Below are 15,627 nucleotides of genomic sequence, written 5' to 3'. Positions count from 1 at the left end.
CACTACACCCGATGATCTTCAATAGACATCCAGAGAAGCGTTGCGGTCATCCAGAGCGTGAGCAGTCCGACAGACAAGATAATCCAGCTAGAGAATCGATCAGGGTATTCTGAATCTTCCGGAGTATTCGAGTTTGAAAAGATCGACATGAACGTTGTCCGTTTCAGTGCCGTCGATTTGGCAGTATCAAGGTTCCGTACGTTGGCCTCATAAATTGCCTGTGTGACGATTCGTCGCGTCTCCAAGCGTGAGAATTCCGTCAAACTGCTCGATAACTGCGTATCCGCCCCATCAAGCGAGCCAGCCATATTGTTTTGACGCAGCTTGATCTGATCATCGATTGCTTGAATGGAGCGACGAAGCTCCCTGCCACGAGCGGTTTTGTCCGCACCAGCGGCCTCCAAAGACTTCAAGCTGACCGTCAACTGCAATTTTTGCTCGGTGAGTTTACCAATGATCTCACTCAACATCTTGGCTGAAGATAGGGGATCGAGGATCCCAGTTTTGTTTTGGTAATCCCGTAAGTCGTCGAGCGCCACGCGATAGTCAGCCAAGCTAGCCGTTACGTCACCCTCGACCCTTGCGACAAGGTCCCCCTTGGCCTTCTCCGAGATTTTGTCAATCATTGCGTCGGCGCTACCCAGTGCAGCGTTTGCTATCAACACCGAGGCCTCAGGGGAAAATGCCCTAACGGTGAATACAATAATACCAGAGGGACCATCGACATAGGTATCAACATGCCGTCCCCAGTACTGAAAAAGCTCCTCAGATGTAGCGTTCAGGGATAGTCGTGAAAACCAGTCGACATCTTCCCGGGAAAAATATTGACGTAAGCCAATCTCTACATCCAGCTTCCTTACGATTTCCGGCGATTTTAGATAGTTCGCTACAATGTAGGAATCCTGTGTCAACGAGTCACCACCAATCATCGAACGTCCTTCGCGAGCCTGTGACGTATCGAACTTCTCGCTGACGCCGATAGTGCGCACTATCATACGCATCTCCGCGACATACTGGTTACTGGCTATTAGCCAGAAATAGAGACCGGCAAGTGCGCTGGGCAAGACGACGAAGAACAGCAGCGAATTTTTCTTGGTGAAAAGTAGTCCGAAGAGACGCGACACGATGCCAATCTCGGACAGCCGCATCGCTTCATCGGCTTCAAATGAAACAGCTAGACGATCCTTAGGATCATGCCCTATCTGAAGGCTCATTCTTCGTCCTCAAACGCACGTTAGGTGTAGCAGCCCGAACCGCGTCAGACACGCTTCCAGATGGCACATCCCACGATTACATTCAACTTCCAAAATGTACCCTGTGACGTCTGATGGCTTCTGCTGAAGCTCGTCGTCCTTACAGCGTCTCGTCTCTCACCGATATGCCGATTGGTGTGGCGCAATAATGGCCACCCGACCCGCATCTGGTTTATCAGGCCTCAAACAGCTTTTGATCCAACGACAGGCGTGATGCAACAGCAGCGGGTATTTTTTGGTGGTTTGCACCGAGGCAGTGTCCTGCAACGAGAGCAATTCGCTGGGCCGCCCTCGCAAAGCGGTGCCTTAGTGTTAGGTTTCCGTAGCTCTCATCCACCTGCTGCCAAAGGGCTTGAATCGCAAACTCACCGGCTGTCCACAGGGCCCGACCTGGGTTAGGCGACAGCTGGTAGCCGAAATACTTGGAAAAGTTCCGTGACTCGTCAAACGCGCGGCACAGCTGTTCGAAAAAACCGTAGTCGTGTGAGTGGTAGACGACAGCGTTCGGGGAGTAGGCCTTGCTGTAGCCGGCTTCAATAATGCGTTTTGCCCAGATCTGATCTTCGGCGAATTCGACATCGGGATATGGTATCTGCTGCCAAATCGATTTTCGCAAAAGGGAGTTATTGTCCGAGTAGAAATGCAACATTTGGCGCCAGCCCACGTCGGCCTTGTACCTGATTGGATCGAGGTCGCGTGAAACCACCAGTGGATGAGCTAGGAAACCCGCAAAATGCTTGTCGAGGTCGCTTTTCGTAAAAGGTGAAGCGGTTTGTTGAGCAATATGGCGACCGAACACCCCGGCAATCGCGGGGTCTTGTTCAGCAGAGGAAACCAGATTTAGGAGCCAATACTCATCGACGGGTTCCGCGTCGTGGGTGAGGAACGCAACGAACTCAGCGTCGGCGAGCCCAACGCCAAGGTTGCGGGTCTTGCCGTGGCCGAATTCACTCGGCCCGATTTCAACTAGCCGAACGTCACTCAGCCCTCGCAGGTAGTCAGATGTTCCATCCGTAGAGCCCGAGTCCACCACGATAATCTCGTAGCGCCACGGCGTCCGTTGAGTCCGAACTTTGTCCATCACTGTCGGCAAGACGTGCATGGCATTTTTCGTTGGTATAACTACCGCACAACGATATCTGGTCATTCGGCGATCTTCCGGCTGGCGGCATGCTCAATACGCTCTTGGATCGCCGCCTCAATCATGCGCGCTGATTTCTCCCAAGAAAGTTCCTGAACGTAAGATAGAGCCTGCTCTTGAAGTCGCTGGCGCTCTCGTGGGTCACTCAGGAGTCGCTCCAGCGCGTCAGCTATCCCATCAGCCGTTGGTTTGGCAAAAGTCATCACCTCCTGAGGAAAGATGGACCGCACCGTGTCGAGATCGAGGTCTATGACCGGAAGACCGCAGGCCATCATCTCTTTGTTGACCAGCGAATGGTTCGTCGCCGAGAAAACAACGCCGACCGTCGCCTCGCGGTAAAGCGTAGCGAGTTCATCGCCGCTTAAGACACCATGGTCGCGGTATGGGAACGGCACGTTCAATTTGCCGAGTTGCCAACCGAAAAAATCGACTTCAAAAGAAACGCCGCGCTGATGCAGAACCTCAAGTGCTAGAAAGGCAAGCTCCACGGCGCGACGCGGTGTAACGTAACGCGCATACACCGCGATTCGCGATTTATGTCGAGCCTGGTCAGATGCGCCGAGGCTGTAGATTTGCCTGTCATAGGCTAGCGGCCATGACATTGACCACCTTCCGAAACCTTCCGACATCCTTCTGTGCAGCCAGTCACCTGCACACAAGCAGTCGAAATCAAAATGGTATGTTGCTTCGGTCAATAACGCTTCAGCGCCAGCAGGATAAAAGGCTGGCTCAAAATCCTGTACGAAGTAAAACTTCCTTGTGAAACCCCGCATTGCTTCTACCGGATAACAGGTGAAGCGATCAGTTGCGATCAATGCGTCACCGACAACGTCCGGTGCGACACCCGTGAAAAGCTGTACTTTACCCTGAAAAGGCTGAAAATGCGTGTTAATTGCTTCGAGGACATCCAACTCTGTCTTGTGTATTGTCGGGTTTTGAACAAGAAACTGGACATCATGGCCAAATCGCTCAAGATAACTCGCAATTCGGAAAATCGTCATGTGGCCACCGGCCCCGGGCAAGAAATCGGGTATGACCCAGGCGATGCGCAGTCGCGATAGTTCCATACTGTCGAGCGGCGGCGTACCGCCGGAAGGTGCGTAGTCGATAAATGACTTGAGGTGCTCGATGCGGCGTTCGAGAGGGGTGTTTCTCGGTCGGCCCGGGGTCAACATACCCCAGACCCACCGCATTAAAGAGCGCAATGACACAGACTACCCTTTGTTTATCGAAAAATGGTGCCTCAAAAGACAGATTCTGACAAATACATCCAGAAGTGAGGTCTTCGCGAGCTGGGTCTGAGACTCACACACTCGGCCTCGTGTGACGGCGCATCGGCTTACGTTGTGCATTTATTGACCTCGTTGCCACCACGCTCTACGGGACGAGGACATGATAAGCAATACCCCAGCGGGGGCTTGGAACGCCGTAAGGTCTTGATGGTTGGCCACGCCTATCCTTTGATATGGCCGATACTGCGATGCTGGTGAAACCGTATAACAGTAACCGAAGGGCTGGAGCGCTCAGCGATAAGAGCGCAAAAAATGCCTTCTACCTTTACACATATGGATCGGCTCGCTAGTGATGTCGAAGTTTTGGATGCTAACGTTGTAGGCGGGCGAGGATGAATTTTGAGCGCACGAGTATCGCGGATGTTGTCGTCGTAGAGCCCAAGAAATTTGGCGATTCCCGAGGCTATTTCATGGAAACATTTCGACAGGTGCTGTTTGCGGAGCATGTCGGAACCTTCGAATTCGTCCAAGATAATCAATCATTTTCCGCCGAAGTCGGCACGGTGCGGGGATTACACTTCCAAACGGAGCCCAAATCCCAAGGTAAATTGGTACGTTGCATTGCTGGGGCTATTCTCGATGTCGCGGTCGATATCCGCTCTGGGTCACCCACCTATGGCGCGCATGTTGCGGTGGAGTTGACTGCGGAAAACGGCAAACAGCTCTGGGTACCGCCAGGTTTCGCTCACGGGTTCTGCACGCTCAAGCCGAATACTGAGATTAGCTACAAGGTGACGGACTATTACAGCGCCGAGCATGATCGCGGACTATTATGGAATGACCCGAGACTTGGAATCGACTGGCCTGTCGATGTCGAAAAGGCGGCCCTTTCTGACAAGGATAAAAGACAGCCGTCGCTCGCCGACCTGGGCTCGGTTTTCACTTATTGAGGCTCTTCATGCTGCATTCCTCAAAGGTCGGCCGTCCGCTTGCTACGTTGGTTTCTACTAGGACCTATTCCACGATAATGTACGGAGAAATTTTCAGATGCGCATAATTGTAACGGGTGGGGCAGGTTTTATTGGGTCTGCCGTCGTGAGACACCTCGTTCTAAATAAGGGTGACGAGGTCCTGAACTTAGATAAGCTCACGTATGCAGGCACAGAGACGTCGGTAAGAGCGGTGAGCAATCGTGAAGGTTATCGTTTCGTGCAGGCTGACGTGTGCGATCGCGCAGCGGTCGCACAGGTGATTGCGAACTTCCGCCCAGAGCGTATCATGCATCTTGCGGCAGAAAGCCATGTCGACCGCTCGATCACTGGCGCCAAAGATTTCATCGACACCAACGTGATGGGCACTTTCACAATGCTGGAATGTGCTCGCCAGTACTGGTTGACCTTAAGCTCCAAGGAAAAAGAGGCGTTCCGCTTCCTGCATGTCTCCACTGACGAGGTCTATGGCTCGTTAGGCGACGAAGGGCTGTTCACTGAACAGACCCCCTACGATCCAAGCTCTCCGTACTCGGCCTCCAAAGCGGCATCCGACCACTTGGCCAAAGCTTGGGCGCGTACCTATGGAATGCCAGTAGTAGTTTCGAACTGCTCGAATAATTACGGCCCCTATCATTTCCCAGAAAAGTTGATTCCATTGATCATCCTCAACGCCCTTGGTCAAAAACCGCTGCCGGTCTATGGTAGCGGCACCAATATTCGCGACTGGCTGTATGTCGAGGATCATGCTCGTGCACTAGATATCATTGCGGAACGCGGGAAAATCGGCGAAACCTACAATGTCGGCGGCCGAAACGAGCGCCGCAACATCGATGTAGTCATCCGGATCTGTGAATTGATGGATCGTCTGCGTCCACAAGCGCAACCCCATTCCAGTCTGATAACCTATGTGACAGACCGTCCCGGCCATGACGCTCGCTATGCAATCGACGCAAATAAGCTCGAAACTGAATTAGGCTGGAAAGCTGAAGAGAACTTCGATACCGGGATAGAGAAGACAGTGCGCTGGTATTTAGAGAACGAATGGTGGTGGTCTCCGCTGAGGCAGGATTATTCCGGGTCTCGCCTCGGTCTACTTTCCGAAAAGAAAGCCTCCGTATGACGGGTCGTAAACGATTGATTGTGACGGGCCGGGAGGGCCAGGTCGTGCGATCGCTATTGGAACGTGGCGGCCATGATCGACGCTTTGAGGTGATCCCGCTCGGACGCCCGGAGTTGGATCTCTCAGCGCCGGGTACAATTGAGGCCGTCCTGCGCGTCGCCCAGCCGGATGTGATTGTATCTGCCGCTGCCTATACAGCGGTGGATCAGGCGGAAAGCGATGAAGAAGCCGCGACGGTGGTCAACGGCTTAGCAGCCGGTAGAATTGCGCAAGTGGCGGCGACGCTGGGCGTACCGGTCGTCCATCTCTCGACCGATTATGTCTTCAACGGTGCAAAATCCTCGCCTTACCTGGAGACGGATCAAGTGGCACCCGTTGGCGCTTATGGGCGCTCGAAGCTTGCCGGTGAACAGGCTGTGGTTGCCGCAACATCAAACTTCGCAATCTTGCGTACAGCTTGGGTTTATAGTCCCTTCGGCGCGAACTTTCTGAAGACGATGTTAACGCTCGCTGAAACCCGCAAATCCTTGAACGTTGTCGATGATCAGCTTGGAAACCCGACTTCAGCACTCGATATTGCGGAGGCTGTGCTCGACGTTGCGGCGAACCTCATTGCAAACGATGATCTGGCTCTGCGCGGTATCTTTCACATGACCGGTTCGGGAGAGGCAAGTTGGGCCGATTTCGCGGTGGAGATCTTTGCACAGTCAACGCTCGTCGGAGGTCCGAGTGCAGAGGTTGGCCGAATTCCATCAAGTGCCTATCCGACGCCCGCAAAGCGCCCGGCAAACTCGCGGCTCGACTGTACGAAGCTTGCGGACGTCCACGGTGTTAGGCTTCCCGACTGGAAGCATTCTACTGCAAAAATTGTCGAGCGGTTAGCTCAAGCTAAACACTAGGGAAAACTACGTATGAAGGGCATAATTCTTGCGGGTGGCAGCGGTACCCGCCTTCATCCAATGACCAGGGTCATATCTAAGCAACTGATGCCGGTTTACGACAAGCCAATGATCTTTTATCCGCTCTCGACGCTGATGTTGGCTGGGATTCGCGAGATTCTGATCATCTCAACACCTGCAGACATGCCAATGTTCGAGCGCCTTTTAGGGGACGGTTCGCAATGGGGGGTTGCCCTAAGCTACGCGGCTCAACCTTCACCCGACGGTCTGGCTCAGGCCTACATCATTGGCGCAGATTTCATCGGTGACAGTCCATCGTGCTTGGTCCTTGGTGACAACATTTTCTATGGTCATGGTATCACGGATCTCTTCACGAGCGCCATGAAGCGCCCAGCGGGTGCGACGGTTTTTGCATATCATGTCAACGATCCGGAACGTTACGGCGTCGTGGAATTCGATAAGCAGATGCGGGCCATGTCGATCGAAGAGAAACCCACTACACCACGTTCCAGCTGGGCCGTTACGGGACTGTACTTTTACGACAAGGATGTCGTCCAGATCGCCGCCAATCTTAAGCCTTCGCCGAGAGGTGAGTTGGAGATCACCGACGTTAATCGCGCCTACTTGGAGCGAGGTGACCTGCATGTAGAGCAGATGGGCCGTGGTTATGCTTGGTTCGATACGGGGACGCCGGACAGTTTGCTCGATGCGTCCGAATTCGTTGCCACGCTGGAACGTCGGCAGGGCTTCAAGATCTCGTGCCCCGAGGAGATAGCCTTCCACAAAGGCTTCATCGATCGTGACGGGCTTGCGAAGCTAACCGAATTGTACGGCAAAGGCGACTATGGCAAATACCTGAGAGAAAAGGTGTTGGCGCATTAGGCCTTGTTCGTAAGGCCGGTGCAGCAGATTCTAACAAGCATTTTAGACAAGCATTCTCGGTGATGGAGCATCCTCGTCTAAGCTTTGTAACGACAGGGCACTGGTTTTGCATTTGCCCTTGGCTCTTTGTTAAAGCAGCCGCTCAGGGCGTTTGCCATGAGTTTCAATCCGTGCCGTAGGATTGGGATGCTTGTAAAAGGTACGGGCTGCGGGTTCATCGCCGAACCTAATGCGGAGCTGATAGCAACTCATGCGAGCGTGTGAGTGAAGCGAGCGCAGATATCATTGGCAGACTATCTATGCGCCGACGAAGCGTTCTTGACAAACAACTCTTGCCGTCGGATCGCTCCCCATTCTATCCTTGCCGGGCAGCTGTCAGCAGCCTCCTATGTCTCGGTACAAGGGCACGGCCGTGCGGCAAAACTGGGGTCTGAGTCTGTCAGCCTACGAGGGCGCATCAGCACGTCATGTTGGAGGAGGCAATGACTCGCGTTGCGCAGTCTGGTTGCAGCATCGCTCGTGTCTTCGTTATCACACCGGCTTGACGACACTACAAGCTAGGTAGTGTGACTAGCTGATCGTTATTGAGACCCGTTCGATATGGCGGTAGGTGCATTGCAATGTCTGTTGAATGGAAGAATGTGTTGAAAAAAGCGATGAACCAAGCACAGAAGATTATTGCTAAGGCTTCCGAAAAGGTCCCACTTCTAAAAAACATGAAGCTCGAGAAAGCAATCACGCGGTACTTTGATCGTGATTGGTATCTGCGCCAGCATCCGGATGTCATGCAATCGGGGATGGATCCAGCGCTGCATTTCATGCGGTATGGCTGGCGAGAAGGTCGAAATCCGTCAATCTATTTTGATGTGCTGTTCTACTTGGACGCTAACCCCGATGTCCGCGCCTCGGGGATGAATCCGCTGAAGCACTATGTTTCCCACGGCTGGTCCGAAGGCCGAGATCCCCATATTCTTTTTGACGTAAGCTGGTATCGGGAGACCAATTCCGATGTAAAGGATGCTGGATTAGAGCCGCTCTTGCATTTCGTCAATCACGGCGCAGAGGAAGGGCGTAGCCCACATCCACTTTTTGACGCACAGTGGTATTTAGAGACCAACCCCAGTGTGGCTGATTCTGGCCTGAACCCATTCTCGCACTATCTGTCGATAGGCGCCGCGGAGTTGAGAAGTCCACATCCTCTTTTTGATGCAAGGTGGTACGCAGAAAAATATCCGACCAATCGTCGCGCGTGTGTCAATCCCCTATTCGACTATATCGAAGTCGGTGGAATTTCTGGAAGGGACCCAAACCCGTACTTCAATTCTGCTTGGTATATCAGCCAGCATGAGATCCTGAGGCAAAGCAACAAAAATCCTTTGCTGGACTACGTCACCCAAGGGCAATATGAAGGGCGCGATCCGCATCCAGATTTCGATTCCGAATGGTACCTCCTCAACAATCAGGACGTGAAGGCGGCCAAAAAAAACCCGCTCGCGCACTATCTTACGGCAGGACGCCATGAAGGGCGCTCCCCATCGGAGCCTGGGCCGAGGTCGGAGTTATGCCACGTCCTTCAGATACCATACGAGGTACGCCGCGTTCCCCAGGGATTTGAGGGCAAGGATTTTTGTCTATTCGTGACTTTTAGCGCGAACGGACACATCGCCGATCATGTACTGAGATACTTCAATGCTCTGAAAAGCTGCGGTCTATCCATGATCGCCATCGTTGTCACAGAGGGACTAAGTGTCGCTTTGCCGAACAGCCTATTGCAGAGCGACGGCCTCATTGTCCGCAGAAATCATGGTTGGGATTTCGCAGCTTGGGCAACCGCGCTCGCTGCGCTGCCCGGATTGTGGAAATCGAAATCGATCATCTTCACGAACGATAGTATCTACGGGCCTACATCCGTTCGTAAACTGAAAGACATTGTAGACCAATTTCTGAACGGTACCGGCGACATATTTGCGCTAACTGATAGCTACGAGAATAGGCATCACATGATGTCGTATTTTATTGGCTTGAAGAAAGAAGGTTTGACGTCTCCCGCTGTTCGAAACTACTGGAAGAGTGTCAACAGCTATGAAGATAAGAACCATGTGATACACCAGTACGAGTTATCAACGCACGATCATTATCTCAAAAGTGGATTGAATATTGAAATAGCATTTCCATCGAAAAAGTATTCCCCCGGGGATAACCCGACTCTACATCACTGGCAGGATCTTCTGAAGCGCGGCTTCCCGTTTATCAAAGTGCAAGCTCTCAGAGACAATTTGCCCAATGTAGACGTGTCCGATTGGAGATATGCCTTAAAGAAGTCACCGGATTTGGTTGCCGACATTGATAAACATTTGGTGGCGCTGGCGTCTAAATCCGAAGATTCTATGCGATCGTCGCGTCCAATCCCAAAAGGCCTTAACCGATACAAAATTCCGTCCAACCTGACCAATGATATTGGCGCAGTAACAGCCATTCGCCCCACTGACTCCACCGATTACGTTCTCGAATTGCCATTCGAGTTCCGCACGAACATCAAAGATTTACCCGATCGTGTTGCGGTGATAGCGCACATGTATTACGTAGATCTGGCCGCCGAGCTCATGGAAGAGTTCGAGAAGATCCCTGTCCCCGCCGATCTTTTCATATCAACTGATTGTGCGGATAAGAAGCAGGATTTGTTAAAACTACTGAGAAGCTATCGAAATGGCAGTGTCACCGTCGAAGTCTTCCCAAATGTTGGTCGTGACATTGCTCCGATGCTCGTTGGATTTAGAGACGTATTCAGAATTTATGACTACTTCTTGCACGTTCACTCGAAAAAGTCTCCATATGGATCTGCACACGAAGGGTGGAGAGAGTATCTCCTAGAGAATATTCTTGGGGAAAGCGAGAACATACATTCGATACTGTATCTGCTAAAAAACACCACTACTGGTATTGTATTCGCTGACCATTTCCCAGGTATCAGGAACTTGCTCAACTGGGGCTATAATTACTCTACCGCAAAGTCGTTGCTCAACCGAGCAGGGATCAAGCTTGATGGCAGTTTCATCCTCGAGTTTCCCTCAAGTTCGTTCTTCTGGGGTAGGTCAGATGCCATAAGGCCGCTTTTGGACCTTGAGCTTGGCTGGACAGATTTTCCACCAGAGGAGGGTCAGTTTGATGGCACGCTTGCACACGCGATTGAGAGGTCGTTGCTTTACTTCTGCGAAAGTGCTGGGCTTGGCTGGTCAAAGGTCGGGATCGCGAAACATGTACCTGGAGACCGTCTGGTCCCAGTGCTCTCTGCAGATGAACTCAATTTCTGTATAATGCGGACTAGTCACGCATTGCTGGGTAACGAGTATCGTCGCGCAAACTACTTCGAGAAATACGGAGAGGTAGTTCCTGCATTGGGTCGCAAGGATCAAAATACACGTATTAGATTTAACTTGGTATTGCCTACCATTAAGCCTGAGGAGACGTATGGCGGGATCTCAACCGCTGTAAAAATATTCAAAACTATCTGTGGCAAGATGGGCCATGACGTCGACTTCAGGATTATTGTTACACATAGCCCGGTAGATATGCATGCCTCAATGAACTTCCCGGACTACAGCGTAGTTTTGCCGGATAGTCCCTATGATCATATGAACAAGACTATCGTCAATGTGTTTGACAGGCGGTCTACGAGGAGTATAGGCGTTCGCTCTGGCGATGTATTTATGACGACAGCTTGGTGGACCGACAAATACACTCAAAAAATCCTGGAACTGCAAAGGACTTTTTTTGGTGTATCCCAGCCTAAGCTATATTTTATTCAGGACTTCGAGGTTGGCTTTTATCCTTGGTCGACCCGGTTTGCTTTAGCAGGATCGACCTACAATAACTTGACTGATGGGATTGCGCTTATCAATTCAGAGGAGTTGGCGCAGTTCATGGCAACTCAGGGGATGAACTGTGAGGGCTATGTTGTCCGATACTCAATGAACGATACACTTCGTCAGGCCGTCTCAGCGAAACCGAAGCAACGCATACTTTTATTTTACGGCCGACCTAGCGCCTCTCGAAACTGCTTCGAGTTGATTTGCTTGGCCATCGCCACTTGGCAACGGCGAAATCCCGAGTTGGCCACAAAATGGCGAATCGTGTCAGCCGGAGAAGCTTATGACCCTGAATTAGCGAAACCCATCTTCAATGCCGAAGTCCGAGGTAAGCTATTGCTGGACGAATACGCTGAGTTGCTTTCCGTATGTTCGGTTGGTGTCTCATTGATGATCTCGCCCCATCCTAGTTACCCGCCACTCGAGATGGCTGCAGCTGGCCTTGTTACGGTGACGAATGATTACGAGAATAAGAGAATGGGTTTGCGGAGCGACAATTTTATAAGCTTGGAATACCTAGACGTAGATGTATTAGCACAAGCAATAGAAGATGCGATCGATAAGGCAGAGGCGAATATTGGCCAGAGTTTTTCATTAGGAGAAATTCGCGACCAGCCATGTGACCTACCTGATTTTGATGCTACCTCGGTCGCTAGCCGTCTGTTAGCACTTGCTAGAAATCGGGCGAGCGGCCCTCATGGTCGGCATGACGGCGACTTGCCGCCGAGAATGCCACATCAATCGTGAACCCAATTCGCGGTAACGAAAAGTTGCCGCGAACTTGAGATTAAGTTAATGTGAGCTTTTTTCTGTTGTTCGCGCATTATGTAGACGGGATGGCTCCCTATTGTTGATCCTTCGATGTTTTAGGTATCTTCGCAACGTTCTCAGGTTGTCGGGCGCAATATACTTTTCTGGTGGACGTTCAAACAAACGCGCGCGCTATTTGGAGGTGTTAAATGTAGCGCTGTATCTGCGAAATAGAAGTGAGTGGGCTAACTACCATTCGCCTTTTTTTGATTGCCGCAATTATTACCAGGCCAATCCCGACGTAAGAGATGCAGGGCTGGAGCCAATATCACATTATTTGGAGCATGGATGGCGTGAACTCCGGTCACCTTCGCAGTATTTCGATGCGGCCGGTTTCTCCGCAGCCCATCCGCATATCAACGGCCAACGTCACGATCTTGCAGAGGTGTGTCTGCGTTTGTACGGTTCCTATGCGTGGAAGGTTGATGGGGAGATCGTGCCAGTCCGCAATGCACAAATGTCACGAAAAGGCTTTTCGTTGCGTGAGCGTACCCGCCTGTTCAACGTCTGGCAGAAGTATCGACATTTTTTCGATGCCAACTTTTATCTCTTGGAATATCCTGACGCGGCTATAACTACGGATGAAGCATTCGTGCATTACATGCACCGGGGTTTTTCCGAGGATCGTAACCCGCGACGGGATTTTGACGGTCACCGCTATCGCAAACGGCATGGACTGTCACGCGGAGAAAATCCCTTCCGACACTGTGTAGATAGCCTAAGAGATGCGACCGCGTTTCCCGCCAATAGTCACGATTGGCTCGCCCTGCGGGTTGACTCAGTTGAAGATCGAAACGTAACGACTGACACTCTTGGGTCATATCTTGAAGAAAACCGTGAGCGGCCAAGTCTATGCGTTCACCTTCACTGCTTTTATGTTGACCTGTTGCACGAAGTGATAGACCGAATCCGGTTGATCACCATTCCATTTCCTCTTGTTGTGACTGTTTGTAGTGAGGTTGATGCCGCGGCGGCGCAATATCTGCTAGCCGATATCATGCTTCATCGAGAACTTCACATTATCGTCGTAAAAAATAGAGGGCGAGATATCGCTCCATTTTTGATTGATGCCAGCGCCATTTGGCGGAAGTCGGATTTGGTCTTGCATCTTCATACAAAAAAAAGCCCGCATATATCGTGGGGCGATAGTTGGCGCAGATATTTGTTCGATCGAACTATCGGTGGGGAAGAGATATTGGGATGGGCTATTGACTATTTTAGTAACCATCCATCCACCGGCCTGATCTATCCGGAAAACTACTGTATGATCAGGTACTTCACCGAGAAGGAGCAGAATCATTGCGCTATCCGCTCTGTCGCGGAAAAGCTTGGATTAGAGTATGATCTTCTATCACCGCGCGCGTATCCTGCCGGATCTATGGGGTTTTATAGGGTGAGTGCGCTTGTCGGCATCCTCGATTCTGAGGGGTTGGAAGACCTCTTCGAACAGGAGATGGGGCAGCTTGATGGCACGGCAGCACATGCTTTCGAGCGATTGCTTCCCGAGGTGGTTCGACAAGGAGGGTATGAAGCTACGCTCTATGCCGCTGGCCCGTAGTCGTTAGGGCATTAGTTCATTAGTGGCGGTTAGGCGAGCTTTGGAAGTTTGCACCTAAGCCATGGAGCTCTACCGTCCGAACGGCCTCGCCACTCCACTTGTCTGCTTCCGCCCAAACAAGCATCGAGCGGATCTGCGCCGGGGCGCGTAAACTATAAACCGGTAAGAATTCAAGCATCGTAAGCCTCCGGTGGAGACCGCAGCTTATGCCGCTTTAGCGTTCAGCGCGTCTGGCTGCCAGTTCCACGGCAGCAATTGCTCCAGCCTGCTGATCGGCGTGTCGGCGATGCGCGCCAGGACGTCGGCAAGCCAAGCCTGCGGATCGATGTGGTTGAGCTTGGCGGTCATGAGCAGTGTCGCCATGAACGCGGCACGGTCAGCACCGCGATCGGATCCGGCGAAGAGCCATGACTTCCTGCCGAGTGCGAAGCCTCGCAACGCTCGCTCGGCCGCATTGTTCGTCAGGCAAATCCTGCCATCCTCGAGGAATGACGTGAAGCCATCCCAGCGCTTGAGCATGTAGTCGATCGCCTCGGCGACGGGAGAACTGCGCGATAGCTTTGCCCGCTCGGTTTGAAGCCAGCCTTGCAGCTCCTTGACGAGTGACTGGCTGTCCTTGCGGCGACGCTCCAGGCGCTGGTCGGCGGCAAGCCCGTTGATCTCCCGTTCGATATCGAACAGAGCGTCGATCCGTTTGACCGCTTCCAATGCAATCGGCGAGATCGGCGCGGCGCGGCTGCCGCGTTTGGCATTCGCAGCAATGTCGGCGAGCACGAAGAATTTGCGACGCGAATGCGCCCAGCACAGTGCCTGCATCAGAGGACCGGGATCGCGATCTACCTTGAACAGCGGATTGTAGCCGGCATAGGCATCCGCCTGCAGAATGCCGGCGAAGGTCTTCAGGTGGCGCTCGGGATGCTCCTGCCGCCGGTCTCGCGAGGCATAATAGAGAGCTGCGGGCCGCGAAAGCCCTCCAAACGGCCGATCATCCCGGACGTAAGTCCAGATCCGCCCGTTATCGGTCTTTCCTTTCGCCAGGATCGGCACGGTTGTGTCGTCGCCATGCAGCCGCTCGGCCGCCAGAACATGCCCCTCGATCAGAGAGTGAATGGGCTTCAACGCCGCAGCGCATGCTCCGACCTGGTCGGCCAGTGTCGACAAGCTGAGGTCGACGCCCTCACGGGCATAACGTTCGCTCTGGCGATTGAGCGGTTGGTGCTGAGCGAATTTCTCGAAGAGGATCATCGCCAGCAGGTTCGGCCCGGCAAAGCCACGGGGCGTTACGTGGAAGGGTGCTGGCGGCTGCGCAATCTTCTCGCACTCCCGGCAGGTAAACTTCTCCCGCACTGTCTGGATCACTTTCCACTGGCGCGGGATGACTTCCAGGGTCTCGGCAATGTCCTCGCCGAGCTTCGATAGCTTGGCCGAGCCGCAGCAAGGGCAATTCGGCGGGGCGGCGATGACGACGCGTTCGCGCGGCAGATGTTCAGGAAACGCCTTGCGTGATGGGCGCTTGCGCTCGAAGGACCTGAAGGCTGAGGCTCTGGCTGCAATCTCTGCGCCCAGTTCGTCTTCGCCGGCGTCTGCTTCAAGCTCCTCGAGTTGCAATTCCATCTGTTCGAGGAGCCGCGCTTTACGCTCGGACCGGCTGCCGTAGAGTTCACGGCGAACCTTGTCGATCTCCAACTTCAACCGCGCAATCAACGCCTCGGAATGCGATACGAGCGCCTTTGCGCTGGCAGCTTCAGCCTTCGCGGTCGCTACTTCCGCCTCGGCAGCAACGCGCCGGGCACGTTCCTGAGCCAGCAGTGCAAGCGCACTGGCAAGATCGTCCGGAAGCTCTTCAGTCGCATCGCTCATGACAGGATGGAATC

10 protein-coding genes are annotated in these 15,627 nt (G+C 52.8%); 6 read left to right on the top strand and 4 right to left on the bottom strand.

Translation table 11 applies throughout. From position 1 onward, the window contains the following. Positions 1–2: 2 nt before the first annotated feature. From M2267_RS29585 to M2267_RS29575, 3 genes are all read right to left on the bottom strand, one after another. Positions 3–1,214 (bottom strand): hypothetical protein, encoded by a 1,212-nt coding sequence (locus M2267_RS29585; protein WP_252160647.1) that lies wholly within the window; start codon positions 1,212–1,214, stop codon positions 3–5. 214 nt (positions 1,215–1,428) lie between these two features. Next, positions 1,429–2,400 carry a glycosyltransferase family 2 protein gene (locus M2267_RS29580; RefSeq protein WP_252160646.1) on the bottom strand — a complete coding sequence of 324 codons (972 nt, stop codon included), beginning with the start codon at positions 2,398–2,400 and terminating at the stop codon, positions 1,429–1,431. Continuing rightward, entirely contained in the window at positions 2,397–3,569 is a 1,173-nt protein-coding gene (locus M2267_RS29575; protein ID WP_252160645.1) for a glycosyltransferase, read from the bottom strand. Before M2267_RS29575 ends, M2267_RS29580 begins: the two co-directional genes overlap by 4 nt. A gap of 449 nt (positions 3,570–4,018) precedes the next feature. Here M2267_RS29575 and rfbC point away from each other — a divergent pair, with 449 nt between their 5' ends. From rfbC to M2267_RS29545, 6 genes are all read left to right on the top strand, one after another. Continuing rightward, positions 4,019–4,576, top strand: a complete 558-nt coding sequence (gene rfbC, locus M2267_RS29570) for a dTDP-4-dehydrorhamnose 3,5-epimerase (RefSeq protein ID WP_429119435.1) — start codon at positions 4,019–4,021, stop codon at positions 4,574–4,576. A gap of 97 nt (positions 4,577–4,673) precedes the next feature. After that, positions 4,674–5,738 (top strand): dTDP-glucose 4,6-dehydratase, encoded by a 1,065-nt coding sequence (gene rfbB / locus M2267_RS29565; RefSeq protein ID WP_252160643.1) that lies wholly within the window; start codon positions 4,674–4,676, stop codon positions 5,736–5,738. Continuing rightward, positions 5,735–6,637, top strand: a complete 903-nt coding sequence (gene rfbD / locus M2267_RS29560; protein ID WP_252160642.1) for a dTDP-4-dehydrorhamnose reductase — start codon at positions 5,735–5,737, stop codon at positions 6,635–6,637. Before rfbB ends, rfbD begins: the two co-directional genes overlap by 4 nt. Positions 6,638–6,649: 12 nt before the next feature. Continuing rightward, complete coding sequence (gene rfbA / locus M2267_RS29555; protein ID WP_252160641.1) at positions 6,650–7,519, top strand: glucose-1-phosphate thymidylyltransferase RfbA; 870 nt, start codon at positions 6,650–6,652, stop codon at positions 7,517–7,519. A gap of 620 nt (positions 7,520–8,139) precedes the next feature. Next, on the top strand, positions 8,140–12,132 hold the full coding sequence (locus M2267_RS29550; RefSeq protein WP_252160640.1) for a rhamnan synthesis F family protein: 3,993 nt from the start codon (positions 8,140–8,142) through the stop codon (positions 12,130–12,132). 100 nt (positions 12,133–12,232) lie between these two features. Then, positions 12,233–13,753 carry a rhamnan synthesis F family protein gene (locus tag M2267_RS29545; protein ID WP_429119434.1) on the top strand — a complete coding sequence of 507 codons (1,521 nt, stop codon included), beginning with the start codon at positions 12,233–12,235 and terminating at the stop codon, positions 13,751–13,753. A 204-nt stretch (positions 13,754–13,957) separates the two neighbouring features. On the opposite strand, the gene tnpC is transcribed toward M2267_RS29545, so the two are convergent. Next, complete coding sequence (gene tnpC, locus M2267_RS29540) at positions 13,958–15,613, bottom strand: IS66 family transposase (RefSeq protein WP_429119433.1); 1,656 nt, start codon at positions 15,611–15,613, stop codon at positions 13,958–13,960. Positions 15,614–15,627: the final 14 nt, after the last annotated feature.

The sequence above is a fragment of the Ensifer sp. KUDG1 genome, from assembly GCF_050434285.1.
In the GTDB taxonomy this organism is placed as follows: Bacteria; Pseudomonadota; Alphaproteobacteria; order Rhizobiales; family Rhizobiaceae; genus Ensifer.
This window is presented reverse-complemented; position numbering and strand designations above follow the sequence as displayed.